This is a genomic window from Mangrovicoccus sp. HB161399 (genome assembly GCF_013184745.1).
Classification (GTDB): Bacteria; Pseudomonadota; Alphaproteobacteria; order Rhodobacterales; family Rhodobacteraceae; genus Mangrovicoccus.
The window spans coordinates 1-24,684 of record NZ_JAATVU010000061.1; the positions used below are offsets into that span (position 1 = coordinate 1).

A 24,684-nucleotide genomic window follows, 5' to 3' on the forward strand; every position below is an offset into this window, starting at 1 on the left:
CGAGGCGATTGCTCCGGTCGCACGCCGAAACCCCGCCAAGCTTCCGCAAGCTTGTCATGCCAAGGCGTCCAAGACAGGGAGTCGTGTAGTCTGGGGGCTGCCCATGAAACGCAGCTACCATGCTGGATTCACGAGATGAATCCCCGCAGGGATTTGCGCAACAGAGCCCATTTGGGGCAACAAGGATCCAGCGAAGGTCGAGCCTCATCACGTGTATGAGCTGCATCAGGCCAATGCTGCGCGGTGGCGCCAAGCCAATTACTTGGTTCAAGTCATGATCGTGTTGATGAACCATGCCCGTTTGATCGGTTTTCTGCGGAAGGAGCACGGCAACCCGGCTAAGGGCATCCCGCTTTTCAAACAGCAAAGTGAGGGCTGGGAGCCTTGGCCCGATGATATCCGTGCTGAATTCGAGGCAATTGCGACGCCGCGCGCTCGACTAGTATACGAACTATGCATTGGTACCGGTCAGCGCATCGGTGATGTGCTTAGCATTCGGTGGAGCCACCTACAGAAAGGGGCCTATGACTTCACCCAGGGTAAAACCGACAAAGAGTTGTGGATTCCACTGACAGACCGCCTCAAGGCACACTTGGCCACCGTTGAGAAAAAAGGGCTAACAGTCGTGACCGACACATCTGGTCGGCCGGTAAGCTATCGGACCGTGGCCGAGGAGATGCGCAAGGTCAAAGGCAAAATGGAGCACCCTGAGGCGTCGAAGTACGTTACGCATGGGCTGCGCAAGAACGCTACCATCGAGCTCTATCGTGCAGGCTGCGACGACGAGATGGTCAAAGCGGTCACCGGGCACTCAGGTGTCGAGATGCTGAAAAAATACGGTGGGAAGGTACGTCAGCGTGAGTTGGCGACGCGGGCGCAAGAAGCCAGAAACAAGATGGAACAGAACAGGTCCGGAACGTGAAAGTTTCAACGGCTGTTTCAATTTTCAAGAAGGAGACAAGCAGGGTGACGCAAGTGCTTGAAAATATTGGAGGCGAGTACCGGAATCGAACCGGTGTACACGGATTTGCAATCCGCTGCGTCACCACTCCGCCAACTCGCCTAGAGCCTTGAAAGGCCGTGGTGTCCGGCGCTTCTACACGTGGCACCGAAACAGCGCAAGAGCGATATTTCTCCCCGGAGCGCCTTTCAGAATGCCGTCCGGACGCCCCGCGGCGATGCCGCATCCGGCGCGTGTCCACGGCTCGTTTCCGCATGCCGGCAATGGCCGCCGGAAGCGGAGAACCGGACATGCTGCTCCCGGCCGGCGGGACCCGGCACACCAGCTGGCGGCAACGGTTCCGGTTCCCCGGAGCTCCGATTCCGCGGATGCGTGGATGGCGACGAGAACGGCAGCCTGCGGCTGACAAACATGGCCCCAATCCCGCGCATGCGGGATCGGCGGTTCACGGCAAGCGCATGCAGGCCGGGCCGGGCAACGGTTCCCGTCATGCGGCGCGGTGCGAGATTTCCTCCCAGGCGCGGTTGATCGCGATCAGCCGCTTCTCGGCCAGCTTCACGCCCTCTTCCGGCACGCCGCGGGCGATCATCCGGTCGGGGTGGTTCTCGCGCACGAGACGGCGCCAGGCCGCGCGGATCTCGGGGATCGGCGCCTCGGGATCGACATCGAGAACGTCATAGGGGTCGGGAGCGGCATCCTGGACGAAGCGCGCACGCATGGCGCGGAACTCGCGCGGACCCAGTCCGAAGATCTCGGCGACGCGCGCCAGGAATTCCGCCTCTTCGGGGTGGTAGCTGCCGTCGGCCACCGCGATGTAGAAGAGCCCCTCCATCAGGTCGCGCAGCACCGGGGCGCCCTCGCCGAACATGGCGCGGATGCGGCGGGCGTATTCCTCGAACCCGGCCACGTCCTGCCGCGCCAGGTTGAACACACGCGCCGCATTCTCCTCCTCGCCCTGCGGGATCAGGAAGACCTGCCGGAAGGCGCGGACCTCGTCGCGGGTGACCTGGCCGTCCGCCTTGGCCATCTTGGCGCCGAGCGCGATCACGGCGATGGTGAAGGCCACCGAGCGCTCAGGCGGGGTGCGCAGGCGGTCGAACAGCCGCGCCAGAGGCTCGCCGGAGGCGAGCGCGGACAGGGCTTGGGCGATGCGGGACCAGATCGACATGGCGCCGGTTATCCCGGAACTGCAATGCGATGCAATGTGACCAAGCGTGATTGTCGCCGTCCTGACGCGGCTTTGTATTTCGTTTCAGATCGGGGAATGCCTATATCTGGAACATGAAGACCCGCATCCGCCCCCTGCTCGCCGCCCTCGCCCTCGCAATCTCCGCCACGGCCGCCGCTGCCGACGGACTGTTCCAGGAGGGGCCGGCCGAGCTTTCGGACTTCCTCTGGCTGAAGCGGCCGGTCGTGGTCTTCGCCGACACGCCGGAAGATCCCCGCTTCGTGCTGCAGATGGACATGCTGCGCGCCCGCCCCGATCCGCTGGCAGAACGCGACGTGGTGGTGCTGACCGATACCGATCCCGGCACGACGAGCGCGCTGCGCAAAGCGCTGCGGCCGCGGGGGTTCTCGGTCGTGCTGATCGGCAAGGACGGGCGGGTCGAGCTGAGGAAGCCCGCACCCTGGGACGTGCGCGAGCTGACCCGGGTGATCGACAAGCTTCCGCTGCGCCAGCAGGAGATCCGCGACGCCAGGAAGGACGGCGCAGGCTAGGCCGCGCCGGGCGGGCCCGGAACGCGGGACAGGTTCCCGGCAGGAAAGAGGCCGCAGCATGGGACGGCGATGGCCGCCGCCGGGTTCCGGTGCGGCTGATGCCGAGCGGAACCCGGCATGGCGGCGCTGCACGGCGGGCTGGCCCGGTCTGCTTCGGGGGACTGCCCGAGGACGGCCGGGAAGATCCCGTGGTTCGCCCGCAGGCGAGAAAAGCTGCCCCTCGCCCTTTCCGCGGCGACGGCCATCCCCCGGTCAGTCATGTGCCACACGGGCTTTGGCGCTTAGGCCGACATTTTCCTCAGGACGGGGGCGGCACGGCTGCGGAGGTGGCTGGGAGGCAGGCAACATCCCGGCGGACTGCCTGCGGCAGCGGCGACGGCCACGCGGCCGGAGGCGGCATCGGCCGCGATTTGCCCCGGCAGGCAGCAATGACTCCGATGCCCGCGCACCCACGCTTCGCCTGCGCCCCGACCGGAACGCATCAGGCCCGGCAGTCCGGGAAACCGGCTGCCGGATCAGGTCCGCACCTGCGCCCGCATTGGCCCCGGCATCGGGCGGTCCTTTCCGCTGCGCCGGAGACAGCTCCCCCGCAGCTCCAGCCAGCTGCGTCGCGATCATCCTCCGAACCGAAGGCGGCCCGACCGGACATGCCGGGCGGACGCGCTTCCGGACGGAAGCCGCCGCGCCGGGCGGGTCAGTAGCCCAGCACGTCGTCCGACACGAGGCCAGCCAGCGCCCCGACCGACGCGCCGAGCAGCGGAGAGACGCCGACCGGCACCGCCAGGAGGAACCCTGCGCCGCCGCCGACGGCGGTGCGCTCCATGTCTGTCATCGACGCGCATCCGCCGAGGAAAAGGACCGCGCCGCAAAGGGCGGCGGGGAGAAGTCGTGCCATGCTGCTGCCTCCGGTTGTTATCATTCATGGCCGTTTTGCCGCCATGGCTGTTGCCGAGTGCCGGACCGGGTGCAAGCCCGAATGTTCCGGGACCGCGGATCCGGCGGTCCTCCGCGTCAATCGGCTGTGGCCCTGCCCGTTTTCCTTCCCAGCGCATTGGTTTAGGCTGCCCGCGCGCAAGAAGGGAAACCGCATGATCCGACGCCTCGCCGGGCGGCTGCTGGGGCGCAGCGCCCCGCTTCTTCCGGACCCGGACAGTCCGCTGGTCGCGATCGGAGACGTGCATGGCTGCCATGGCCAGCTTTGCGAGTTGCTCGAGCGGACCGCCGGCTGGATGGAGGACCGGACGCAGCTGGTCTTCCTTGGCGACCTGGTGGACCGCGGCCCGCACAGCGCCGCCGTCCTCGACCTGGCCATGGAAATCACCGCCCTGCGGCCCGGCCGATCCGAGGCGCTGATGGGCAACCACGAGCGGATGATGCTGGACTTCCTGGCGGGCAAGGAACGGTCGGACCGCTGGCTGGCCCATGGCGGCGCGGACACGCTGGCGAGCTTCGGGCTCGCGGTGCCGCCGGCGGAGGAGCTGGCCGAACCCGGCACTGTCGAGGCGCTGGCCGCTGCCGCGCGCGAGGCGGTGGGCGGCGCGCGGATCGAATGGCTGTCGTCGCGGCCGCTCTTCGTCCAGAACGGCGACGTGATCGCAGTCCATGCCGCATGGTCGGCGCGGCGGTCCGCAGAGCGGCAGGATCCGGAGCTGCTGATCTGGGGGCACCCGGACTTCTACCGCCACAAGCGCCGGGAACCGCCCTGGATCGTGCATGGCCATGTCGTCACCCGCCCCGCCCGCGCCGAGGGTACGCGTATCGCCGTGGATAGCGGCGCCTATCTCGGCGGCGGCCTCACGGCGGTGCGGCTGGCCCCCGGCGCGCCGCCGGAATTCCGCTGCGCGGGCGGTCCGGACCAGGACCTGCCGGCACCCCGCTGATCCGCGGAAGCAGGTCCCGCGGCCGCTCCGCCCCCTGGGGAACGGTTCCGCCGCCCTGCCCCGGGTCGGGGCGGGCACCCGGCCCGCACGTCCCGCCCGAAGCTCCCATCCACCGGGCGCACGATCTGCGCAGCTTGCGGTCGCCAGCCTCGCTGCGTGCCCGGCGGCACTCCGCTTGAGCCGCTGCGCCCGCCCTGGCGGATGGCCCGCTCGCCCATTGCCCGGACACAAGCCGCACCGGCACTTGCAGGCGCGGCCATGCAACGCCCCTGCCGCAACGTCCCGCGCACCCCAGCGGCGCGGCGGGCGGCAGGGCCTGGCCGCTCCAAGCCTGCGCCCTTGTCGCCGCCAACGGAATTCCGCAGTGTCGCGCCAGTCCGAGTCCCGGCGACACTCCACGAGGTTCCAAGATGCCCGCTTCCGATTTCACCCCCGTTTCGGCCTTCGAGCTGCCGCGCTTCGCCGGGGTTCCGGCCTTCATGCGCCTGCCGCATCTCGGCCTCGCGGATCCGCGTCTCGGAGAGGTCGATATCGGCATCGTCGGCGTGCCCTGGGACGGCGGCACCACCAACCGCGCGGGCGCCCGGCACGGGCCGCGGGCGCTGCGCGACGCCTCGACCATGATCCGCGCCCAGCACGGCGTCACCGGGCTGCGCCCGTTCGAGGCGGTGAACTGCGCCGATCTGGGCGACGTGCCGCCGAACCCGACGAACCTGCAGGACAGCATGGCGCGGATCACGACCTTCTACGAAACCGTGCTGTCGCATGGCATCCGGCCGCTGACGGCGGGGGGCGACCACCTCAGCTCGCTGCCGATCCTGCGCGCCGTGGCCAAGGACGGCCCGCTGGGCTTCATCCAGTTCGACAGCCATACCGACCTGAACGACAGCTATTTCGGCGGCGAGAAATTCACCCATGGCACGCCCTTCCGCCGCGCGGTGGAAGAGAGCCTGATCGATCCCAAGCGCATGATCCAGATCGGCATCCGCGGCACGGCCGGGGATTTCGAGGACCGCGACTTCGCAAGGGCGGTGGGGATCCGGATCGTCACGGTGGAGGAACTCTTCGCCCGCGGCATACCGGACGTGATGGCCGAGGCGCGCGAGATCCTCGGACAGGAACCGGCCTATCTGAGCTATGACATCGACTTCGTCGATCCCGCCTTCGCGCCGGGCACGGGCACGCCGGAAGTGGGCGGACCGACCAGCTTCCAGGCGCTGCAGGTGGTGCGGGAACTCGCGGGGGTGACGCTGGCGGCGGCCGACCTGGTCGAAGTCTCCCCGCCCTTCGACGCGGGCAATGCCACGGCCTGGCTCGGGGCCTCGCTGCTCTTCGAGATCCTCTGCGTGATGGCCGCGGGCTGAGCCCGGCCTGCGCACGCGGCGCCCCGCAAGGGCGCCGCCCGGGTCAGGTCATTCCTGCGGTGCGGCGGGCGCGGCGGCCGGATCCAGCATGTAGTCGGACAGCTTCTTGTAGCTTTCGGCCGCCATGAAGCCGCGGAAATCGAAGCGCTCGTGGTCGGGCTCGATGCCCAGGACCTCGGAGAACTCGGTCAGGAACTCGGCCTTGTGGCGCTCGGCCTTCTCGTAGGAGATCAGGATCGAGGGGCAGTTGCGCAGCGAAATCAGGTTCAGGTTCTTCTGCTGGCGCAGCAGGCACTGCTGCACGGCCTGGATCTGGCCGATCGGATGCCAGCGGTTCCAGCCGCGGCCGTTCGAGACCGGATCGCGGAACACGCAGACCAGATGCGGATTGCGGATGCGGTCCCAGACATGGTCGAGATAGTCGGCTGCATGCGGGAACTTCCAGCCCCAGACCTGGTGCTTCTGATTGTTGGCCTCGATCGAGTCGCGCATGTCCTGGACCGAGGGACCGTTGAACTGGAAGCTCTCCTGGTTGTCCTCGTTGATGTTCTCGCCCATGAAAATGCCGAGCGCGCGCATCACTCCGCCGATCATCGTGGTCCCGCCCCGCATGTCGCCGAAGACGATATAGGTCCGCGGACCCTCGGTGCGGGGAGTGCCTTTGACAATGATTGCCGAGGTTCTGCTCATGCTGCTTCATTCCTCTTGCCGCCCTGCATCGCAGCGAGGGCCATAGCGATATGTTGGTCCATGGTCGGCAGCTCGGGCGGGGACTGCCAGAACTCCTCGAGCAGGCGCGGGTTCGCCACGATCTTTCCGAGCCTTGCAACAAAATCCGCCTGACTTCCAGACCGGAAAACGAAATCGGGCTGGCCGCCCCAGAACATGCCCAGCCCCACCGTGGAGGACAGCAGCGAGGGCGTGCCGAGGCACAGCAGCTCGTAGGCGACCTGGTTGTAGGTCTCCCGCCAGATCGACGGCACGATGTTCAGGTCGATGTCCGACGCGATCTTCGCCAGGTCCCTGCGCTCGTAGCCCTGCACCACGCGGACATCGGCGAAGCGCTCGGTCAGCGGCGCGAGCTTGAGCATGTCATGCTCGCCCAGCCGGGCGTAGATCACCAGCTCGGCCTTCTCCTTCAGCACCGGCAGGTCGGCCTTCATCAGCGCCTCGGTGATGAAGGGCAGCCCCTTCGACGGGATGCCGTAGCCGATGAAGGACAGCCTCAGCCGGTCGTGCTTCGGCTTCGCCGCGGCGCGCTTGCGCATCTGGGCGGGCGTGGCGTGCAGATCCATCCCCAAGGGCGTGACATGCACCTTGTGCGGCAGCATCCCCAGCCCGGTGATCGTGTCCGCGACCAGCTGCGAGACGCACATGTGGCTGTCGAAGCGCTTCAGCAGCGCCAGGTTCAGCTCGCGCCAGGCGCGGTACTCGCCGCCCTTGCGCGCCACCGCACCCAGCGAACGCCCTTCGGGCCCGGGCCCCGCCGCCGAGATGTCCACCGACTGGAAGCCGCGGCCGCGCACCGGCGCGCCCTCGTTCTTCGAGAAGGCGCCCCGCACCGAGCGGCGCAGATCCTTCAGGAAATAGCCGCAGGCCTGCGCGACCTTGTAGGAACCGATCCCCGCGCCGAACAGGAAGTTGCCCAGCGGACGCCCCGAGAGCCGCGCGAATTCCAGCGAGGAGCCGAAGCGCTGCGGCACGATCAGCTGCTCGCGCGAGTGGAACCCGCCGATGCAGCCCTGGCATTTCAGCCCGCCCTCGTAATCGGTGCAGTCGAAACGGTTCTGGTAGAGCAGCTCGATCTGCGGGCAGAGCGGCATGTAGTTGTGCCACATGTAGTGGAACCGGGTCTGCGGGAACTGCTCCTTCAGCGCCAGCACTTCCGAGGAGATGCCCTCCATCGAGTGCAGCACCACGTCGTCGAACGGTCCCTGCGCGGTCAGCACCTCGGCGAAGGCCCTGGCGATCTCCGGGTCGGAGCGCCACAGGCCGATATCGTAGAACATGTCATGCGCCGGGGCCTTCACCGGCGAGTTGAGGATGCGGAAGCTCCTCACCCCGCGGTCTTCCAGGATGTTCGGGGTCGGCTCGTAGCGCGTCGTGCGGTTCGTGTAGGTATAGTGGTGCCCCGCGCTCAGCACGGCGAATTCGTAGCGCGGATCGCCCGCCAGCTTGTCGAGCAGGTTGCGCAGGTAGACCGAAACGCCGCCGCCGCGGAATTCCGGATCGTCGAACTGCGCCCAGTTGTAATGCAGGATGCGGCGCGCTCTGCTCATGGCTTCCAGTCCTCGAACTCGGTCCGCGTGCGCGCGAAGTACCAGGCCAGCGCGTGGTTCAGCGGCCCCATGCGGCTGCGCGACAGGCTGCCCTGTATCCAGTGGTCGTTCATCATCAGGTAATCAATCTTGGCCCGGAAATTGTTCGGCCAGAAATGCAGCGCGATCTCCTGCGCCTTGACGCTGGCCATGCCCCGCTCATGCGCGAGGCTGTTGATCGCGGCCACTTCCGAGCGCTTCGGATAGGCGATCAGATCGACCAGCCGGCCCTGCACCAGGCGGCGCAGCTCCTCCGCCGTGCCTTCCTTGCGCAGCAGGTCGGCGGCGAATTGCGCGCAGCGCCCGACCAGCGCATGGCGCAGCCCCTCGATCCGCGCCCGCTCGGCCACGGAGAAGGACGGGTCGCGGAACTCGGCGCGCACGCGGCTGCCCTCTCGGACGAAGCCGTCGAGCTTGCCCAGCGAGGGATCGAGGAAGAACGGTTCCAGCCAGGCATAGTTCAGGCAGGTCAGCGCCAGGTCGGTGCGGCGGTGGTCGAGAATGCGGCCCGGCCCCATGGTGACCGACGGATGCATCCGCTGCACGTTGCCGACATAGAAGCGGTTGGTGGCGAAGAACTCGAAGCCGATCTCGTCGGGCACCGGCAGGCCGAGGCGCTCGCGCTTCTCCAGCGCGGGCGACAGCTGCTTTCCCCAGGTGCCCGAATAGCCGATATCGACCAGCACCGGGTTGCGCGCGGAAAACAGCCCCTCCTGCTCGAGATAGTCCAGCGTCATCGAGGTCTTGCGGTGGACCGCGGACTGCACCAGCCGCCGGAAATCGTCCCAGTCCCAGTAGAGGCTGCGGAAGGCGTCAATCGCCATGCCGTCGCCCAGCCAGTCGACATGGGACCGGGTGGAGTCGGCGAGCGCGTGGAACTCCCCGTCGGAAATGCCGAAGATCGCGCGGAACCGCGCGAAGCTGAAGCCGACCTCCGACAGGTACTCGGTGGTGACATAGAGATAGTCGGCATCCTCGGGCGAGAATCCCAACAGCGCCCCGGTCGCCCGGCTGGTCGCCAGCGTGCGGAACTGCGCCTCCACCGGATAGAGCTCGGGCGCCGCTGCCACCATCGCCTCGGCAATCTCGCGGAAGATCGTGCCGTCGCGGGTCAGGAAGAAGATGTGCGAGGACCGCTTCTTCAGCGCGCGGGTCAGCACGTCATGCACGAACAGCGCCGCCGCCGGGGCGATCACCTGGCCGACCACCGCATCGAGCGAGGCCAGCGGCCCGCGCGCGGCCAGTCCGAAATCGCGGCGCAGCTCGTCGGCGCGCACCGTGCCCGGCCGCGGCAGGGCGTGCAGGCCGGAGGCGCGGCGCACCTCGTTCTCCTGGTCGTGGTTGTAGTAGTGCACCGAGCGCAGGCCGCGCTCGCGCGGGCGGACGCAGTCGTTGTTCCAGTTGTCGCCGACATGCAGGATCCGCTTCCGCGGCACGCCGCAGCGCTTGGCCACGACCTCGAACAGCTCGCCCGAGTTCTTGGTGATGCCGAATTCCGAGGACACGATCAGGTCGTCGACGAAGTCGCCCAGCCCGTGCGCGTCCAGCACCTTCTGCAGCGAGACGGCGGGAAGGTACATGTCGGAGACGACGATCGTCTTGCGGCCGAGCAGCTTCAGGTTGCGCAGCACCGCCCGCGCCTCGTGGTTCGGCACCAGGTTGCGCAGCTCGATCCCGGTTTCCAGCTCGACCAGCCGCCGGGCGACGCGCGCGCGCTCCGCCGCATCGCTTTCGAACGGCCGCAGCGCCCGCGCGAAGATATCCTCCAGCCGCGGCTCGTCGCCCTTGCCCTGCGCCTGCATCGTCCGCTTCAGCTGGAAGGAGCCGTAGCCGCGCGCCGCGAAGAGCGCCCGGAACACCTCGTCCTGCGGCGCGTCCACCAGCTGGCTGCCCAGCTGGGCGGTCTTGGCGAAGACCTGCTCCATGCACAGGTGCTCGCGGAAGAACAGCGTGTCGAAGAAATCGAAGCTGACGACATCGACATCGGCGAAGCCTTCCAGCTCGTGCAGCGAGAAAATGTTGTTGTCGTCCCTGCCCAGCGACCCCGGCAGCCCGGAAATGACGGCCTCGGCCCGCCGGTCGAACATGGCTTTCTCGACCCAGCGGATCAGTCGGGAATCGGTCATTATCGTCGTCACGCAATCATGTATTCAGGTCGAAGCTTTGTTCGCGACGGCCATCAAACATCGAATGGACGGGGGTTTCAACGCGCCCCGGAGCCACCGGGGCGCGACATGGAGACCCGTTGCGGCACCCCGCTACCGCGCTGCGGCATGCCCCTGCGCCGCGCAATCCGCACCCAAGGGCACGCAGCGGCGCGGAAAAGCATCATCCGGCGCGCAGTTTTCCTTGAACGCTGCGGAATTCCGTAGGAAAAAGAACGCAGCGGCAACGGCGCCGCGAATCCCCCCGATGTCCGGGCCCCATGGCAAAGCTGCCTGACATGCTGCGTTCTGCGCGGCAGTCGGCGGCTTTTTTCGTTTTTCAAGGATGCGACATGAAGAACTTCCCGATGTTCCTGCGCATGGACGGGCGCCGCGTGGTGATCTGCGGTTCCGGCGCCGAAGCGGCCCGCAAGGCACGGCTGATCCTCAAGACCGAGGCCGAGATCGTGATCCTCGGCCGAGATCTGGACCCGGAACTGGCGGGCCTGGCGGCAAGCGGCCGCGCTGTCCAGCACGAGGAGCTGCGCCCCGACACGTTCGAGGGCGCGGTGCTGGCCTTCGTCGCCACCGGCTGCGAGGCAACCGACGCGGCGCTGAAGGCCGGAGCCCGCAAGGCCGGCGCCGTGGTCAACGTCATCGACCGTCCCGAGATGTGCGACGCCTTCACGCCCTCCATCGTCGACCGCGATCCGGTGGTGGTGGCGATCGGCACCGAGGGCACCGCGCCGGTGCTGGGCCGGGCGATCCGCTCGGAGGTGGAGCAGATGCTGTCGCCGCGCGTGGGCGGCTTCGCGGCGCTGGCGGGACGACTGCGCGACGCCGTTGCCGAGCGGGTGCCGCATCACGGCCGCCGCGCCTTCTGGCAGTGGGCCTTCTGGGGCGCGCCGTTCCAGGCGCATGAGGCGGGCCGCGAAAGCGCGGCCGCGGACATGCTGAAGGCCGCGCTGGAGACCGGAGAACTCCCTGAGTCCGAAGGACATATCTCGCTGGTCGGCGCGGGTCCCGGCGCGCGCGACCTGCTGACCCTGCGCGCCGTGCGCCGCCTGCAGGAGGCCGATGTCATTTTCTACGACCGGCTGGTCGACCCGGAGGTCCTCGAACTGGCCCGCCGCGATGCAGACCGCATCTATGTCGGCAAGGAGGTCGGACAGCATGCCTGGCCGCAGCAGAAGATCGACCGGGTGATCGTCGCGGAGGCTCTGAAGGGCCGCCGCGTGGTGCGGCTGAAATCCGGCGATCCGTCGATCTTCGGCCGCGCCTCCGAGGAAATCGCCGCCGCGCGCGCCGCCGGAATCGAGGTGGAGATCGTTCCGGGCATCACGGCCGCCTCCGCCGCCGCGGCCTCGATCATGGTGCCGCTGACCGAGCGCGGCGAGACCGACAGCTTCGCCGTGACCACCGGCGTCTGCCGCCCGGGCGACGCCAATCCCGACCGCAGCCTCCTGGCCCGGCCCGGCACGTCGCTGGCCATCTACATGGGGGTCGAGAAGGCCGCCGAGATCCAGGCGGACCTGATTGCCGCGGGCGCGCCCGCCGCCTGCCCGGTCGACATCGTGTCCAATGCCAGCACTGCGCGCGAACGCCATGCCGCCGCCACGCTCGGCACGCTGGCCGAGACCATCCGGCGCGAAAAGCTGCCGAGCCCCGCGATCCTGTTCCTGCGCCATCCGAAATCGCTGGCGGCGGCAGACGCACAGGCAATCCGCGCCGCCTGAGCGGCGCGGAACCGACCGGCGGCACAGCCGCGCAACAGGGAGACCGGCGGCATGCGCCTGTCGAAATTCACAGATTACGCGGTCCGCATCTGCCTCTACCTGGCGGCGCACCAGGACCGGATCGTGCCCATCGCCGAAATGGCGCGGGCGCACGACCTGTCGAAGAACAACCTGATGAAGGTCGCGCAGCAGCTGATCGAGGGCGGTTTCCTCGAGAGCCTGCGCGGCCGGGCGGGCGGTGTCCGGCTGGCGCGGCCCGCCTCCGGCATCCGGCTGGGACAGGTCGTGCGCCACATGGAGGGCGACTGCACCATCGTCGATTGCGGCGGCTGCCTGCTGACCGGCTCCTGCGGCCTGCTGGAGCCCTTCGCCGAGGCGCAGCTGTCCTTCTACCGCTCTCTGGACAGGCTCAGCCTTGCCGACGCGCTGCTCATGCACCCGCGCACCCTGGGCGTGCTGCAGCGCGCCGCCGCGAACGATTCGGCCACGACCGGATGACGATTCGCAATTTTCGTGCCGAAAGCCCCGCCGCAGCCCTGCGCCGGGGCTTTTTTCTTGGCCGCATTCACCAATTCGTGAATCCTTCATCATAAAACCGATGGAAAAAACGACAAACGGGGCCGTTTCTGCACAGCAGAATGTCAGCTCCTGAGATCGGGCGCAGCGCGGCGAAAACATTCGCAGCCTGCGCCACTTTTTTCTGGAACGGGCCGCAGGGAATCGGTAATCAAGGGTTCAGCGGAGGTCACGGCCTCCGGTTCGGACCGCAAGGGCGCGGTCCTCTCCGAACAGTCGGCCCCTATGGGGCCCATGCAGCAACGGCGCTGCGTACTCAAGACTACCGATCATATCGGAAGGTTTCTGGGAACGCGTGCGGGCGCTGCCATCTCGCATTCCCTCTCGAGTCAACGCAGCGTCGCCTTGCGTCGCGCCAGCTGAACACGGAAGCGAGCGGAAATGTCCAAGAAGAACCTCGTCATCATCGGCAACGGCATGGCCCCCGGCCGGATGCTCGAAACCCTGTTCCGGATCGCCCCGGACGCCTACGACGTCACCATTTTCAACGCCGAGCCCAGGGTGAACTACGACCGCATCATGCTGTCGCCGGTGCTCTCGGGCGAGAAGTCCTACGAGGACATCATCATCCACGGCGACGACTGGTACGCGCAGAACGGCGTCACGCTGCACCGCGGCCAGAAGGTCGCGCAGATCGACCGCAATGCCAAGACCGTCACCTCCGAGGGCGGCGTGACCGCCTCCTATGACAAGCTCGTGGTCGCCACCGGCTCCACCCCGTTCATCATCCCCGTCCCCGGCCACCAGCTCCCGGGCGTGCTGGCCTACCGCGATCTCGACGATGTCGAGGGCATGCTGGCAGCCTCCGCCAAGGGCGGCCGCGCCATCGTCATCGGCGGCGGCCTGCTGGGCCTCGAAGCGGCAGCGGGCCTGAAGGCGCGCGGCATGGAAGTGACCGTCATCCACCTGATGCCGACCCTGATGGAGCGCCAGCTCGATCCGGCAGCGGGCTACCTGCTTCAGAAGGAACTGGAATCGCGCGGCATCGAGGTCCGCTGCGGCGCCAACACCAAGGCGATCCTGGGCACCGACAAGGTCGAGGGGCTGGAGCTGGAAGACGGCACGGTGATCGACGCCTCGCTCGTCGTCATGGCCGTCGGCATCCGCCCGAACACCGCGCTGGCCAAAGAGGCGGGCCTGGAAGTCGGCCGTGGCATCGTCTGCTCGGCGGACATGCGCACCTCGGACCCGGACATCTTCTCGGTCGGCGAATGCGTCGAGGTCGAGGGCCGCGTCTACGGCCTGGTCGCCCCGCTCTACACCATGGCGGGCGTCGCGGCAGAGCACCTGGCAGCCGCCAATGACTGCGAGGCCGCCTTCGGCCATGCCGAGACCCCGACCAAGCTGAAGGTCACCGGCATCAACCTCTATTCCGTCGGCGACTTCTCCGAAGGCGCGGACCGCGAGGATGTCGTCCTGCGCAACGCCGCCAACGGCACCTACAAGCGCGTGATTCTCAAGGACAACCGCGTCATCGGCGCCGTGCTCTACGGCGATGTCGCCGACGGCATGTGGTACAACGAGCTGCTGAAATCCGGCGAGTGCGTGGAAGAGATCCGCGACACGCTGATCTTCGGCCAGGCCTACCAGGGCGGCGGCGCGGCGGCGGACCCGCTGGCAGCGGTTGCCAACCTGTCGGACGACGCGGAGATCTGCGGCTGCAACGGCATCTGCAAGGGCACGATCGTGAACGCGATCACCGAAAAGGGCCTGACCAGCCTCGGCGAGGTCCGCGCGCACACCAAGGCCTCCGCCTCCTGCGGCACCTGCTCGGGGCTGGTGGAGTCGGTCATCGCCCTGACCCTCGGAGACAGCTTCGAGAAGAAGGCCGAGGGCATGTGCGGCTGCACCGAGCTGGGCCATGGCGAGGTCCGCCGCCTGATCAAGGCGAAGGAACTGAAGTCGATCCCCGCCGTCATGCAGGAGCTGGAGTGGAAGACGCCGGAAGGCTGCGCCAAGTGCCGCCCCGCGCTGAACTACTACCTCGTTGCCGACTGGCCGGGCGAATATGCCGATGACCAGCAGAGCCGCTTCATCAACGAGCGGGTGCACGCGAACATCCAGAAGGACGGCACCTATTCGGTGGTTCCGCGGATGTTCGGCGGCGTCACCACCTCGTCGGAGCTGCGCGCCATCGCCGATATCGTCGACCGCTACGAGATCCCTTCGGTGAAGGTCACCGGCGGCCAGCGCATCGACCTGCTGGGCGTGAAGAAAGAGGACCTGATCCCGGTCTGGAAGGACCTGAACGATGCCGGCATGATCTCGGGCGCCGCCTATGCCAAGGGCCTGCGCACGGTGAAGACCTGCGTAGGCAAGGAGTGGTGCCGCTTCGGCACGCAGGATTCCACCGGGCTCGGCATCAAGCTGGAGCAATACCTCTGGGGCGCATGGTCGCCGGCGAAGCTGAAGCTGGCCGTCACCGGCTGCCCGCGCAACTGCGCCGAGGCGACCTGCAAGGATATCGGCGTGATCTGCGTCGATAGCGGCTACCAGATCGTCTATGGCGGCGCGGCCGGCCTGCATATCCAGGGCACGACCGAACTGGGATCGGTGAAGACCGAGGAAGAGGTGATCGAGGTGGTGGGCGCGCTGACCCAGTACTACCGCGAAACCGGCTACTACCTCGAGCGGATCTACAAATGGGCCGACCGCATCGGCTACGACCATATCCGCGAGACGGTCTTCGACGATATCGAGGCCCGCAAGGCCCATGCCGAGCGCTTCGCCTTCTCGCAGCAATTCGCGCAGATCGACCCCTGGGCCGAGCGCGTCGCAGGCGCCGAAGCCCATGAATTCACCCCGATGGCAGATCTCAAGCTGGAGGCAGCCGAATGAAGGACCTTGGAACCGCTTTCGACTGGCGCCTGATCGGCACCATCGACGAGATCCCGCGCCAGGGCGCGCGCTGCGTGAAGAACGGCGATATGACCATCGCCGTGTTCCGCACCGGGGATGACCGCATCTTCGCAATCGAAGACCGCTGCCCGCACAAGGCCGGGCCGCTTTCCCAGGGGATCGTGCATGGCGGCTGCGTCACCTGCCCGCTCCACAACTGGGTGATCTCGCTCGAAACCGGCGCCGCACAGGGCGCCGACGAGGGCGCGACGCAAACCTTCCCCATCCGTCTCGACGGTCGGGACATCTACCTCTCCACCACCACTGGCGCCTGATCTCAGGCCCCCATTCTAGAAGGACTGCACGCATGTCGTACGTGATGCCGAAGGAATTCGCGGCCAAGATGGTCGATGCCGGCGAATCCAAGATTTTCATGTCCACCAAGGACACCCTGATCCGCGCCTACATGGCCGGTGCCATCCTGGCGCTCGCCGCCGCCTTCGCGGTGACCATCGCGGTCAATACCGGCAACTTCCTCGTTGCCTCGCTGCTCTTCCCGGTGGGCTTCTGCATGCTCTACCTGATGGGCTTCGACCTGCTGACCGGCGTCTTCACCCTGGCGCCGCTCGCCGTCATCGCCAAGCGCCCGGGCTGCACCTGGAAGGGCGTCCTGCGCAACTGGGGCCTCGTGTTCTGCGGCAACTTCGCCGGCGCCATGACCACCGCCATCCTGATGGCCATCGTCTTCACCATGGGCTTCTCGACCGAGCCGAACGCGGTCGGCCAGAAGATCGGCCAGATCGGCGAAGCCCGGACCCTCGGCTATGCGGCTGCCGGCGGCGCAGGCCTGCTGACCGTCTTCGTCCGCGCCGTGCTGTGCAACTGGATGGTCTCCACCGGCGTCGTCGCCGCGATGATGTCGACCTCGACCTCGGGCAAGATCATGGCAATGTGGATGCCGATCCTGGTCTTCTTCTACCTGGGCTTCGAGCACTCCATCGTGAACATGTTCCTGTTCCCCTCGGGCATCATGCTGGGCGGCCAGTTCACCTGGGCGGACTACTTCATCTACAACGAGATCCCGGTCGTTCTGGGCAACCTCGTCGGCGGCCTGACCTTCGTGGGCGGCATGATCTACGCCACCCACTTCAAGGAATCCCCGAAGCGCAACGCAGCGGCACAGGCCAACGCAGACGTCCGCATCGCGGCAGAATAATCGAGCAGAAGACAGGGCCCCGCCTCGCGCGGGGCCCTTTTCGACGTTTCCGGAGCCACCGATGCCGAAAGACACCCAGATGCCGACCGCCCTGGCCGCAACCATCGGGCAGTTCTCCGCGGCGGGCGCGAAGCCGGAAAACCAGGATTTCCACGGGGCCGCCGTTCCCGTCGGCTCCGCCCTGCTGCTGAAGGGCATCGCCGTCGCCATCGCCGACGGGATCTCCACCAGCGCCGTCAGCCGCGAAGCCGCCGAGACCGCCGTGGCCGCGCTGATGACCGACTATTACGCAACCCCCGATGCCTGGACGGCGGAGACTGCCGGCCGCCGGGTGATCGCCGCGACGAATTCCTGGCTCTGCGGTCGGAACCGCGGGCTTGCGGACCTGAACGAAGGCCATGTCTGCACGCTCTCGGCGCTGATCCTGAAGGGCCGCGAGGCGCATCTCTTCCATGCCGGCGACACCCGCATCTCGCGCGTTGCCGGCCTGAGCCTGGAGCCGCTGACCGAGGACCACCGCGCGCGGCATGGCGGCGGCGACTATCTGGGCCGCGCGCTCGGCGTGGAGGAAGACCTGCCGATCGACTACCGCCGCGTGGCGCTCTCGCCCGGCGACATCTTCGTGCTGACCACCGACGGCGTGCACGAGCACCTGCCGCCCGGCACCATCGCCCGCATCGCCTCCGGCACGGAGCCCGGGGCCGCCGCCCGCGCCCTCGTCGAGGCGGCGCTGGAGCGCGGCTCGGCCGACAACCTGACCGCCCAGGTGGTGCGCATCGACAGCCTGCCCGAGGGCGGCGCGGATCTGGCGCGCGACATGGCGCAGCTCCCGGTCCCGCCGCTGCCCGCGCCCGGAGACATGCTCGACGGGTTCCGCATCATCCGCCAGCTCCATGCCAGCGCGCGCAGCCACGTCTTCCTGGCCGAAGCCCCGGACGGCACGAGGCGGGCGCTGAAAATCCCGGCGGGCGACACCGCCGCGGACGAGGGCTACATCCGCCGCTTCGTGCTGGAGGAATGGATCGCGCGCCGGGTTTCCTCGCCGCATGTCGTCAGGGCCGCCGCGGCGCCGGAACGCCGGTCGGGCCTCTACGTGGTCACCGAGCTGGTCGAGGGCGTCACCCTGCGCCAGTGGATGACCGACAATCCGGACCCGGACCTGGAGACCGTGCGCAACATCGCCGCGCAGATCGGGCTGGGCCTGCGCGCGCTGCACCGCCGCGAGATGATCCACCAGGACCTGCGGCCGGAGAACGTGATGATCGACCGCGACGGCACCGCCAAGATCATCGACCTCGGCTCCGTCGCCGTGGCCGGCGTCGAAGAGGCCGTTCCCGGCGTGCTGGGCGAGATGCCGGGCACCTTCCAGTACACCGCTCCGGAGTACTTCTCCGGCGACGTGGTCAGCTGGCGGTCCGACCAGTACGCGCTCGGCGCGATCGCCTATGAAATGCTCACCGGCCGCCTGCCCTACGGCGCGCAGGTCGCGAAGATCCGCTCGCGCACCGACCAGCGGCGGCTGGCCTATGCGCCCGCCCGCGACGATGACAGCATCGTGCCCGGCTGGGTCGATCTGGCCCTGAAGAAGGCCTGCCATCCCGACCCGCTGCGCCGCTACGATGCGCTGAGCGAATTCGCCGCCGACCTGCGCCGCCCCTGCCGCGAATGGCAGACCCGCCGCCACGTGCCGCTGATGGAGCGCAATCCCGCGCGCTTCTGGCAGGGCGTCTCGGGATTGCTGGCGCTGGCCCTGGCGGTGTCGCTGGCGACCCGCACCTGAACCGGATTCCAAGACCATCAACAGGAGGACGATCCATGAAAGACCTGGCCACCGACGAGCTCTTCACCAAGGAAGACGCCACCGCCGCCATCATCCTGGCCAAGAAGAAGGCCGGGCTGAAATGGGAGGAAATCGCGGAGAAGATCGGCATGAACCCGGTCTGGACCCATTCCGCCTGCATGGGGATGAACGCCTTCCCGCAGGAGAAGGCCGAGGCCATCGTGGCGCTGCTGGGCCTGCCGGCCGACGCCGTCGACGCGCTGACCGAGAGCCCCACCAAGGTCTGGGAACAGACCGTCCCGACCGATCCCTGCATCTACCGCTTCTACGAGATCGTCGGCGTCTACGGGCCCACGCTGAAGGCGCTGATCCACGAGGAATTCGGCGACGGCATCATGTCGGCGATCGACTTCGACATGTCGGTCACCCGCGTGCCGAACCCGAAGGGCGACCGCGTCAAGGTCGAGATGTCGGGCAAGTACCTGTCCTACAACGCCTGGTAGTCACCGCGCGCCATGCGCCAGCTTCGCCGCCTCCGGCAGGCGGCGCAGCGCCATCATCGCCCAGGCCCCGACCACGGGGCCGGGCACCAGGATCAGGAAGGCCCATTGCCAGCCGCCCATAACATCGGCCATCACCGGCACGATGCGTATGGCCAGAAGCGTCAGGCCGAAGCCGATCCCCATCTGCAGCGTCAGCGCCGTGCCGATCAGCCTGGGATCCGCCAGTTCGGTGACCGCCGCCGAGAATTGCGCGCTGTCGCCGATCACGCTCATCCCCCAGATCACCGCGACAACCAGCAGGAGCCAGCCCGGCCCGTCGAAGGCGAAGCCGATCAGCAAGGCACAGGCACCCGACACGGCCATCATGCCTGCCGTGGTCAGGCAGCGCCCGATCCGGTCCGACAGCCAGCCGCCCAGAAGGCAGCCGATCACGCCGGACCCGACCACGGTGAAGGCGAGCAGCGACGGGGTGCCCGCCGGGAAGGGATCCAGCCCCGCCCCCGCCGCGGCGGTGCCGAAGGCGAGGATCCAGGCCCACATCGCGTAGAGCTCCCACATATGCCCGAAATAGCCAAGGTTCGCGAGGAAGACCGGCCGGTCGCGCAGCACGCGCAAGGCTTGATGCGGGTCGAAGGTGGCGCGGCCGAAGGGGAACGGACCCTCATGGACCAGCAGAGCGAAGATCGCGGCGCTGCCCAGCGTCAGCGCGGAGGTAGCCGTCACGACGGCCTGCCAGGCCACGCCGTCGGTCAGGCTGCGGATCAGATGCGGCATGGACGAGCCGAAGGTCAGCGCGCCGATCAGCGCGCCGAGCGCCAGTCCCCGCCCGGTGCGGAACCAGGTCGCCATCAGCTTGACCGCGGGCGGATAGACCCCGGCCAGAGCGATGCCGGTGACGGCGCGGGCGAGGATCGCCATGAGCGGCGTGGGCGCGGCCAGCAGCGACAGGTTGGCGGCGGCGGCCAGGAGCGCGGCCAGCGTCATCAGCCGCTGCATCCGCATGATGTCGGGCAGGTTCACCAGCGAGGAGCCGAGCGCGCCGATCACGAAGCCGCCCTGCACCGCATTGGTCAGCCAGGCTGCCTGTCCGGGGCTCAGCTGCCAGTCGGCAATCAGCTCGGGCAGGATCGCGGTGGCCGAGAACCAGGTCGTCATCACCCCGACCACCCCCGCGCAGATCAGCCCCAGCATCCGCCAGCGCCCTGATTCGACGGGCTCCTTCGCCGCTGCATCGCTCATCGCCTGCCCTCCCAAGCTTTGCCTCGGGGGCATCGTCACGGCACGGAGCCACCGCCGCAAGCCCGACCATCCTCCCAGCCGGTCACGTCGGGAACAGCGGCCGAAACATTCCGGACCCGCCAGCAGGAAAAGCAGAAAGGGCCGCCCTTCTGGGCGACCCTTCCGAGAGTTTGGAGGCAGGCCGGTCAAGACCTGTCGGTCAACTGCGATCCGCAACCTTGCGGGGATTGCCCCTAGGTGCGGCCCTCCGCAGCTGTTCCGGCCTCTTTCTCCAGGATCTCTCTCGACACTGGATCACCTCCTTTCATCTGTTTCAACCTAGGTTCAGGCTGCCACGAAGGAGGTTAATCGCAAATTAAAATCCGACCTCGGAGGGTCACTCAGGCGTGATGTGCGTAACGAGCAGTCAAAGCGCGGAACGGAATCAACGCGACGAGCGCCAGCGAAAGTTTCACCATCCAATCCGCTGCGGCAAGGGAAATCCACAGCGGCACCGCCGGACCGGCGCCGAGAAGGGGAATCGCCTCGTTTGCCCAGGACACGTCGTTGGCAGGCTCGAGGAAGGCGAATCCGCCGGCGAAGGCCACGGAGAAGAAAATCGCGGTATCGAGGCTCGATCCGATCAGCGTCGACGCCAGCGGCGCGCGCCACCAGGCGCCGTCGCGCATCCGGTCGAAGACCGCGACATCCATCAGCTGGGCGGCAAGGAAGGCAAGGCCCGATCCCAGCGCCACGCGGAAGGTGACCAGCGGACCGAACTCGCCCTGGATCTGGGAGCCGACCAGCGAGCAGAGGATGCCGACCGCGAAGCCCGCCCAGACGATGCGCCGCGCGTCGCGGGGCCCGTGGATGCGGTTCGTCAGGTCGGTGACGAGGAAGGCGAAGGGATAGGTGAAGGCACCCCAAGTCAGCCAGTTCCCGAAGAGATGCTGGACCAGGATGTTCGAGGCGACGACGATCGCCGCCATGGCAAGGATGCCGGGCAGAAGGCGTGACATGGGCATGATCCGTTTTGGCAAGGTCGCGGAGACTTGGTCCCGGACCGGGACGCGACCGGATAGTCCCTCCGGCCCTGCATTGCAAGGGCCGAAGTGCCAGAATGCCGCAGGTCAGGCCAGCAGCGCCTCGATGTCTGCCGGACCGACGGGACGGATACCCGACGGGTTCAGCGCCTTGATCGAATAGTAGCCGCGGGTGATGTGGTCCATATTGACCGTCTCGCGCACGCCGGGAAGCTCCAGCACGCGGCGGGTATAGGCCTTGAGCCGCGGATAGTCGGAGATGCGGCGGCGGTTGGTCTTGAACAGCCCGTGATAGGCCGCGTCGAAGCGGATCAGCGTGACAAACAGCCGGATGTCGGCCTCGGTGAACCGCTCGCCGAACAGCCAGTCGCCCGTGAGCCGCTCCTCCAGCGTGTCGAGCATTTCGAAGACCCCCGCTACGGCCTCGTCATAGGCCTCCTGGCTGGAGGCGAAGCCCGCCTTGTAGACGCCGTTGTTCAGCGTGTCGTAGACCTGCGCGTTCAGCGCGTCGATCTCCAGGCCCAGATCCTCCGGGTAGAGCCGGACGCCCGACGGCACGAGGCCTTCGAAGGCAGTGTCGAACATCCGCACGATATCGGCGCTCTCGTTGCTGACCATCGTATCCGTCTTGGTGTCCCACAGCACCGGCACGGTGGCGCGGCCGGTGTAGTGCGGATCGGCGCGGGTGTAGAGCTGGTGCAGGTGGTGGTAGCCGAAGAGCGGGTCCTCGTCCGCGCCGTCATAGCCGCCGAAGGCCCAGCCCTCCCCGGTGAGCGTGGGGTTGACCACGGTCACCTCGATCAGGCTGTCCAGCCCCTTCAGCTTGCGGGCGATCAGCGTGCGCGACGCCCAGGGGCAGATCAGCGCGACATAGAGCCGGTAGCGGCCCGCTTCGGCCTTGAAGCCGCCCGTCCCGGTCGGGCCGGCCGACCCGTCCGGGGTGATCCAGTTGCGGAAGGACGAGACCTGGCGCACGAAGCGGCCCTTGCCGTCAGCCTTCTGCACGGGGTGCCAGTCCTTGGTCCATTTTCCGTCGACGAGCATGGCTCAGGCCTCCTTCGGCGTGATGTCGAATTCGGTGCCCCAGGGGTCGTGGAGCACGGTTGCGGCGCGGCCGGTACCGTCGAGGATCTCGACCGCGGCCAGGCCGGTGGCGGGGAACTGGCGGACCGGCGCGTTGCGGCTGTTCCAGATGTTCCCGGCCAGGTGGTGATGGTACCCGCCCGAGCCGAAGAACAGCGCGCCCGGATACTTGCTGGTGACGTCGAAGCCGAGCTCGCCGGAGATGAACTCCTGCGCCTGCGGCAGCGCGCCGGCCTGCAGATGGACATGGCCGACGACCGTGCCTTCGGGCGCGCCCTGCCAGGGGGAGGCGGCGGCGGCCAGGCTCTCCAGGTCGAGCGGGTCGGTGCTCATGTGGACCAGCCCGCCCTTCACGTCCCATTCGGACCGCGGCCGGTCGACATAGATCTCGATGCCGTTGCCCTCGGGATCGGCAAGATAGAGCGCCTCGCTGACCAGGTGGTCGGACACGCCGTGCAGCCCGATCCGGGTCTCGGCGGCGTAGCGCAGCCAGGCGCCGAGGTCGGCGCGTTCCGGCAGCAGGAAGGCGGTGTGGAACAGCCCGGCCTCGCGGCGGGTGGATTTGCGCGCGGCCCTGTCGAGGCGCAGCTCGACAAGGGGGCGGCCGCCCGCGCCGTAGCGCGCGCTTTCGCCGTCGCTGCCCAGGCGTTCGAGGCCGATGACGTGTTCGTAGAAAGCGCCGGTCTTGCCCAGGTCATGGACCGTCAGGGCGACGCGGCCGATTTCGAGAGGTGCCGATGAAGTGGCCATGTCTTGTCTCCTTGCGGGGCGCCGTCCTGCGGCGCTGCGTTGTTCCGTTGAGGGGAAGATGCCCCTTGCCGCGCTCGAATGAAATCGCGAAGGTGTTGTATCTCTATCCACGCAGTGTTCCGAAAGGCATGCCATGGATCTGATCGACGGGCTGAAGGCCTTCGTAGCCACCGCGCAGAGCGGCTCCTTCACCGCCGCCGCGGACCGGCTGGGCATGTCGAACCGGCTCACTTCGAAATACGTGGCCGAGCTGGAGACCCGGCTGGGCGTGCGGCTGCTGCAGCGCACGACCCGCAAGGTCGGGATCACGCCTGCGGGCGAACGGCTGCTGGCGCGGGCGCCGGCGCTTCTCGACGAGCTCGACGCGCTGATCGGCGAGGTGACCGAGGACACCCGCGGCTTCTCCGGGGTGATCCGGGTCTCGGCGCCGGTGACCTTCGGCGAGATCTTCGTGCGCGACCTGCTGGGCCGGTTCTGCACCGAGCATCCGGACCTGGTGGTCGATCTCAGGCTCGACGACGCCCATGTCGACCTGGCCTCGGACGGGATCGACCTGGCCTTCCGGATCGGCCAGCCGGACGTGGCCGCGCTGACCGCGAGACGGCTCGGCCAGATCGGCAGCAGGCTGGTGGCTGCGCCCGCCTACCTGGACAGCCACGGCATGCCGACCCATCCGCGCGACCTGGCGGCGCATCGCTGCATCGTCGACACCAACCGCCGCGCGCCCGACCGCTGGGTGCTGCGCGGCGCCGATGGCGAACATGCCATCCATGTCGCCGGGCATATCTTCGCCAACAGCGCGCGGGTGGTGCGCGACCTCGCCGTCTCCGGCCACGGCATCGCCTTTCTGCCGGATTTCGTCCTGCCCGGAACGCTGGACGCCGGCGAGCTCGTGCCGCTGCTCGACGGCTACGAGGGCGAGGAAATCCCGGTCAGCGCAGTCTGGCTGGAGGGCCGCAGCCTGCCCCGCAAGGTCCGCGCGCTGGTCGAATTCGCCCGGCAGGACTTCGCGCAGCTCCTGCGCCGCCGGGAACCGGCCGCACCGCCGGCGTGACCGCGGCGGCGCCGGACCATCGGTCCGGCCGATGGGGCGATGCCGCGCAGGGCATGGCGCGACCGGTTCCGCTGACGGCAAAGGCCCTTCGACGGCAGGCGCAGACGCCGTGTCGCTGCCCCTCCTTGGGCTCTGGGCTTCGGTAACGGGTCTCCGTCCATCAAGCGATTTCGCTCGAGAGATCCAATCCCGCTGGCGGGGTGCTTTGGTCAGTCACTTCGATTGCCACGCCGCGGCTCGTGTTCAAGGTCCTTCGGGAACGTGCTTCGGTCCGTCGCCAGCCTGCGGGCCATCGACAAGATGCTGGTTCGATGCAGTTCCGGTGTGTCCATCTCATAGGCGTGCTCAGCGAGGCAGGCGGCACAGGTCGGGTCAGGCGGTGGCTTCCATCCCGAAACTCGTGCCATCGGCCCGCATACGGTGCAGCACGACAGCCATGCGTCGGGCCAGAGCCACCATTGCGCGCTTCCGCCCGCGACGTTCGGCAACATGGGCGGCCCA

General features: G+C 67.9%; 21 protein-coding genes and 1 tRNA gene. 12 read left to right on the forward strand and 10 right to left on the reverse strand.

Going from position 1 to position 24,684, the window contains the following annotated elements; genetic code table 11:
* The first annotated feature begins 211 nt into the window (after positions 1–211).
* Complete coding sequence (locus tag HCC78_RS24380) at positions 212–922, forward strand: tyrosine-type recombinase/integrase (protein WP_371743924.1); 711 nt, start codon at positions 212–214, stop codon at positions 920–922.
* Between the two features lie 67 nt (positions 923–989).
* Here HCC78_RS24380 and HCC78_RS24385 read toward each other — a convergent pair.
* Both HCC78_RS24385 and HCC78_RS24390 read right to left on the reverse strand, forming a co-directional pair.
* Positions 990–1,063, reverse strand: a tRNA-Cys gene (locus HCC78_RS24385).
* A 385-nt stretch (positions 1,064–1,448) separates the two neighbouring features.
* Positions 1,449–2,129 (reverse strand): molecular chaperone DjiA, encoded by a 681-nt coding sequence (locus tag HCC78_RS24390; protein WP_172331388.1) that lies wholly within the window; start codon positions 2,127–2,129, stop codon positions 1,449–1,451.
* 113 nt (positions 2,130–2,242) lie between these two features.
* Between HCC78_RS24390 and HCC78_RS24395 the strand changes: the two genes are divergently transcribed.
* A complete protein-coding gene (locus HCC78_RS24395) occupies positions 2,243–2,680 on the forward strand; it encodes a DUF4174 domain-containing protein (protein WP_172331389.1) in 438 nt (145 codons plus the stop codon).
* 694 nt (positions 2,681–3,374) lie between these two features.
* Here the strand turns inward: HCC78_RS24395 and HCC78_RS24400 are convergent.
* Entirely contained in the window at positions 3,375–3,575 is a 201-nt protein-coding gene (locus HCC78_RS24400) for a hypothetical protein (protein ID WP_172331390.1), read from the reverse strand.
* Positions 3,576–3,768: 193 nt separating this feature from the next.
* Here HCC78_RS24400 and HCC78_RS24405 point away from each other — a divergent pair, with 193 nt between their 5' ends.
* Both HCC78_RS24405 and speB read left to right on the forward strand, forming a co-directional pair.
* Entirely contained in the window at positions 3,769–4,560 is a 792-nt protein-coding gene (locus HCC78_RS24405) for a metallophosphoesterase family protein (protein ID WP_172331391.1), read from the forward strand.
* A gap of 410 nt (positions 4,561–4,970) precedes the next feature.
* Positions 4,971–5,924 (forward strand): agmatinase, encoded by a 954-nt coding sequence (gene speB, locus HCC78_RS24410; protein ID WP_172331392.1) that lies wholly within the window; start codon positions 4,971–4,973, stop codon positions 5,922–5,924.
* 48 nt (positions 5,925–5,972) lie between these two features.
* On the opposite strand, the gene HCC78_RS24415 is transcribed toward speB, so the two are convergent.
* Genes HCC78_RS24415 through HCC78_RS24425 form a run of 3 tightly spaced genes read right to left on the reverse strand, consistent with a single transcriptional unit; the run spans position 5,973 to position 10,368 of the window.
* Entirely contained in the window at positions 5,973–6,614 is a 642-nt protein-coding gene (locus HCC78_RS24415; protein ID WP_172331393.1) for a hypothetical protein, read from the reverse strand.
* Positions 6,611–8,203, reverse strand: a complete 1,593-nt coding sequence (locus tag HCC78_RS24420) for a hypothetical protein (RefSeq protein ID WP_172331394.1) — start codon at positions 8,201–8,203, stop codon at positions 6,611–6,613. The genes HCC78_RS24415 and HCC78_RS24420 overlap by 4 nt, the downstream gene beginning before the upstream one ends.
* Positions 8,200–10,368, reverse strand: a complete 2,169-nt coding sequence (locus tag HCC78_RS24425; RefSeq protein ID WP_172331395.1) for an HAD-IA family hydrolase — start codon at positions 10,366–10,368, stop codon at positions 8,200–8,202. Before HCC78_RS24425 ends, HCC78_RS24420 begins: the two co-directional genes overlap by 4 nt.
* Before the next feature lie 371 nt (positions 10,369–10,739).
* On the opposite strand from HCC78_RS24425, the gene cysG reads away from it, so the two are divergent.
* The 7 genes from cysG to cynS all read left to right on the forward strand — a co-directional run bounded on the left by cysG (position 10,740) and on the right by cynS (position 19,035).
* Positions 10,740–12,122 carry a siroheme synthase CysG gene (gene cysG, locus HCC78_RS24430; RefSeq protein WP_172331396.1) on the forward strand — a complete coding sequence of 461 codons (1,383 nt, stop codon included), beginning with the start codon at positions 10,740–10,742 and terminating at the stop codon, positions 12,120–12,122.
* A 51-nt stretch (positions 12,123–12,173) separates the two neighbouring features.
* On the forward strand, positions 12,174–12,620 hold the full coding sequence (locus HCC78_RS24435; RefSeq protein WP_172331397.1) for an Rrf2 family transcriptional regulator: 447 nt from the start codon (positions 12,174–12,176) through the stop codon (positions 12,618–12,620).
* 459 nt (positions 12,621–13,079) lie between these two features.
* Entirely contained in the window at positions 13,080–15,536 is a 2,457-nt protein-coding gene (gene nirB, locus HCC78_RS24440) for a nitrite reductase large subunit NirB (protein ID WP_172331398.1), read from the forward strand.
* Positions 15,533–15,871 (forward strand): nitrite reductase small subunit NirD, encoded by a 339-nt coding sequence (gene nirD, locus HCC78_RS24445; RefSeq protein ID WP_172331399.1) that lies wholly within the window; start codon positions 15,533–15,535, stop codon positions 15,869–15,871. The genes nirB and nirD overlap by 4 nt, the downstream gene beginning before the upstream one ends.
* 32 nt (positions 15,872–15,903) lie before the next feature.
* The gene (locus HCC78_RS24450) at positions 15,904–16,752 is read left to right on the forward strand and encodes a formate/nitrite transporter family protein (protein ID WP_172331400.1); all 849 of its coding nucleotides are present in this window, start codon (positions 15,904–15,906) and stop codon (positions 16,750–16,752) included.
* 61 nt (positions 16,753–16,813) lie between these two features.
* Positions 16,814–18,532, forward strand: a complete 1,719-nt coding sequence (locus HCC78_RS24455; RefSeq protein WP_216671287.1) for a bifunctional protein-serine/threonine kinase/phosphatase — start codon at positions 16,814–16,816, stop codon at positions 18,530–18,532.
* A 35-nt stretch (positions 18,533–18,567) separates the two neighbouring features.
* Positions 18,568–19,035: a cyanase gene (gene cynS, locus HCC78_RS24460; RefSeq protein WP_172331401.1), complete on the forward strand. Its 468-nt coding sequence runs from the start codon at positions 18,568–18,570 to the stop codon at positions 19,033–19,035.
* Here cynS and HCC78_RS24465 read toward each other — a convergent pair whose 3' ends face one another.
* From HCC78_RS24465 to HCC78_RS24480, 4 genes are all read right to left on the reverse strand, one after another.
* On the reverse strand, positions 19,036–20,274 hold the full coding sequence (locus HCC78_RS24465) for a nitrate/nitrite transporter (protein WP_172331402.1): 1,239 nt from the start codon (positions 20,272–20,274) through the stop codon (positions 19,036–19,038).
* A 380-nt stretch (positions 20,275–20,654) separates the two neighbouring features.
* Positions 20,655–21,272 (reverse strand): queuosine precursor transporter, encoded by a 618-nt coding sequence (locus HCC78_RS24470; RefSeq protein ID WP_172331403.1) that lies wholly within the window; start codon positions 21,270–21,272, stop codon positions 20,655–20,657.
* 111 nt (positions 21,273–21,383) lie between these two features.
* Positions 21,384–22,340, reverse strand: coding sequence for a glutathione S-transferase family protein (locus HCC78_RS24475; RefSeq protein WP_172331404.1), 957 nt, complete (start codon positions 22,338–22,340; stop codon positions 21,384–21,386).
* Positions 22,341–22,343: 3 nt separating this feature from the next.
* A complete protein-coding gene (locus HCC78_RS24480) occupies positions 22,344–23,129 on the reverse strand; it encodes a VOC family protein (RefSeq protein WP_172331405.1) in 786 nt (261 codons plus the stop codon).
* Positions 23,130–23,262: 133 nt separating this feature from the next.
* Between HCC78_RS24480 and HCC78_RS24485 the strand changes: the two genes are divergently transcribed.
* Positions 23,263–24,183: a LysR family transcriptional regulator gene (locus HCC78_RS24485; protein WP_172331406.1), complete on the forward strand. Its 921-nt coding sequence runs from the start codon at positions 23,263–23,265 to the stop codon at positions 24,181–24,183.
* The last annotated feature ends 501 nt before the right edge of the window (positions 24,184–24,684 follow it).

Excerpts from the sequence above, each read along its gene's own strand:
- HCC78_RS24390 (WP_172331388.1), bottom strand. The coding sequence starts at position 2,129 with ATGTCGATCTGGTCCCGCATCGCCCAAGCCCTGTCCGCGCTCGCCTCC.
- HCC78_RS24395 (WP_172331389.1), top strand. The coding sequence starts at position 2,243 with ATGAAGACCCGCATCCGCCCCCTGCTCGCCGCCCTCGCCCTCGCAATC.
- HCC78_RS24400 (WP_172331390.1), bottom strand. The coding sequence starts at position 3,575 with ATGGCACGACTTCTCCCCGCCGCCCTTTGCGGCGCGGTCCTTTTCCTC.
- HCC78_RS24405 (WP_172331391.1), top strand. The coding sequence starts at position 3,769 with ATGATCCGACGCCTCGCCGGGCGGCTGCTGGGGCGCAGCGCCCCGCTT.
- speB (WP_172331392.1), top strand. The coding sequence starts at position 4,971 with ATGCCCGCTTCCGATTTCACCCCCGTTTCGGCCTTCGAGCTGCCGCGC.
- HCC78_RS24415 (WP_172331393.1), bottom strand. The coding sequence starts at position 6,614 with ATGAGCAGAACCTCGGCAATCATTGTCAAAGGCACTCCCCGCACCGAG.
- HCC78_RS24420 (WP_172331394.1), bottom strand. The coding sequence starts at position 8,203 with ATGAGCAGAGCGCGCCGCATCCTGCATTACAACTGGGCGCAGTTCGAC.
- HCC78_RS24425 (WP_172331395.1), bottom strand. The coding sequence starts at position 10,368 with ATGACCGATTCCCGACTGATCCGCTGGGTCGAGAAAGCCATGTTCGAC.
- cysG (WP_172331396.1), top strand. The coding sequence starts at position 10,740 with ATGAAGAACTTCCCGATGTTCCTGCGCATGGACGGGCGCCGCGTGGTG.
- HCC78_RS24435 (WP_172331397.1), top strand. The coding sequence starts at position 12,174 with ATGCGCCTGTCGAAATTCACAGATTACGCGGTCCGCATCTGCCTCTAC.
- nirB (WP_172331398.1), top strand. The coding sequence starts at position 13,080 with ATGTCCAAGAAGAACCTCGTCATCATCGGCAACGGCATGGCCCCCGGC.
- nirD (WP_172331399.1), top strand. The coding sequence starts at position 15,533 with ATGAAGGACCTTGGAACCGCTTTCGACTGGCGCCTGATCGGCACCATC.
- HCC78_RS24450 (WP_172331400.1), top strand. The coding sequence starts at position 15,904 with ATGTCGTACGTGATGCCGAAGGAATTCGCGGCCAAGATGGTCGATGCC.
- HCC78_RS24455 (WP_216671287.1), top strand. The coding sequence starts at position 16,814 with ATGCCGAAAGACACCCAGATGCCGACCGCCCTGGCCGCAACCATCGGG.
- cynS (WP_172331401.1), top strand. The coding sequence starts at position 18,568 with ATGAAAGACCTGGCCACCGACGAGCTCTTCACCAAGGAAGACGCCACC.
- HCC78_RS24465 (WP_172331402.1), bottom strand. The coding sequence starts at position 20,274 with ATGAGCGATGCAGCGGCGAAGGAGCCCGTCGAATCAGGGCGCTGGCGG.
- HCC78_RS24470 (WP_172331403.1), bottom strand. The coding sequence starts at position 21,272 with ATGTCACGCCTTCTGCCCGGCATCCTTGCCATGGCGGCGATCGTCGTC.
- HCC78_RS24475 (WP_172331404.1), bottom strand. The coding sequence starts at position 22,340 with ATGCTCGTCGACGGAAAATGGACCAAGGACTGGCACCCCGTGCAGAAG.
- HCC78_RS24480 (WP_172331405.1), bottom strand. The coding sequence starts at position 23,129 with ATGGCCACTTCATCGGCACCTCTCGAAATCGGCCGCGTCGCCCTGACG.
- HCC78_RS24485 (WP_172331406.1), top strand. The coding sequence starts at position 23,263 with ATGGATCTGATCGACGGGCTGAAGGCCTTCGTAGCCACCGCGCAGAGC.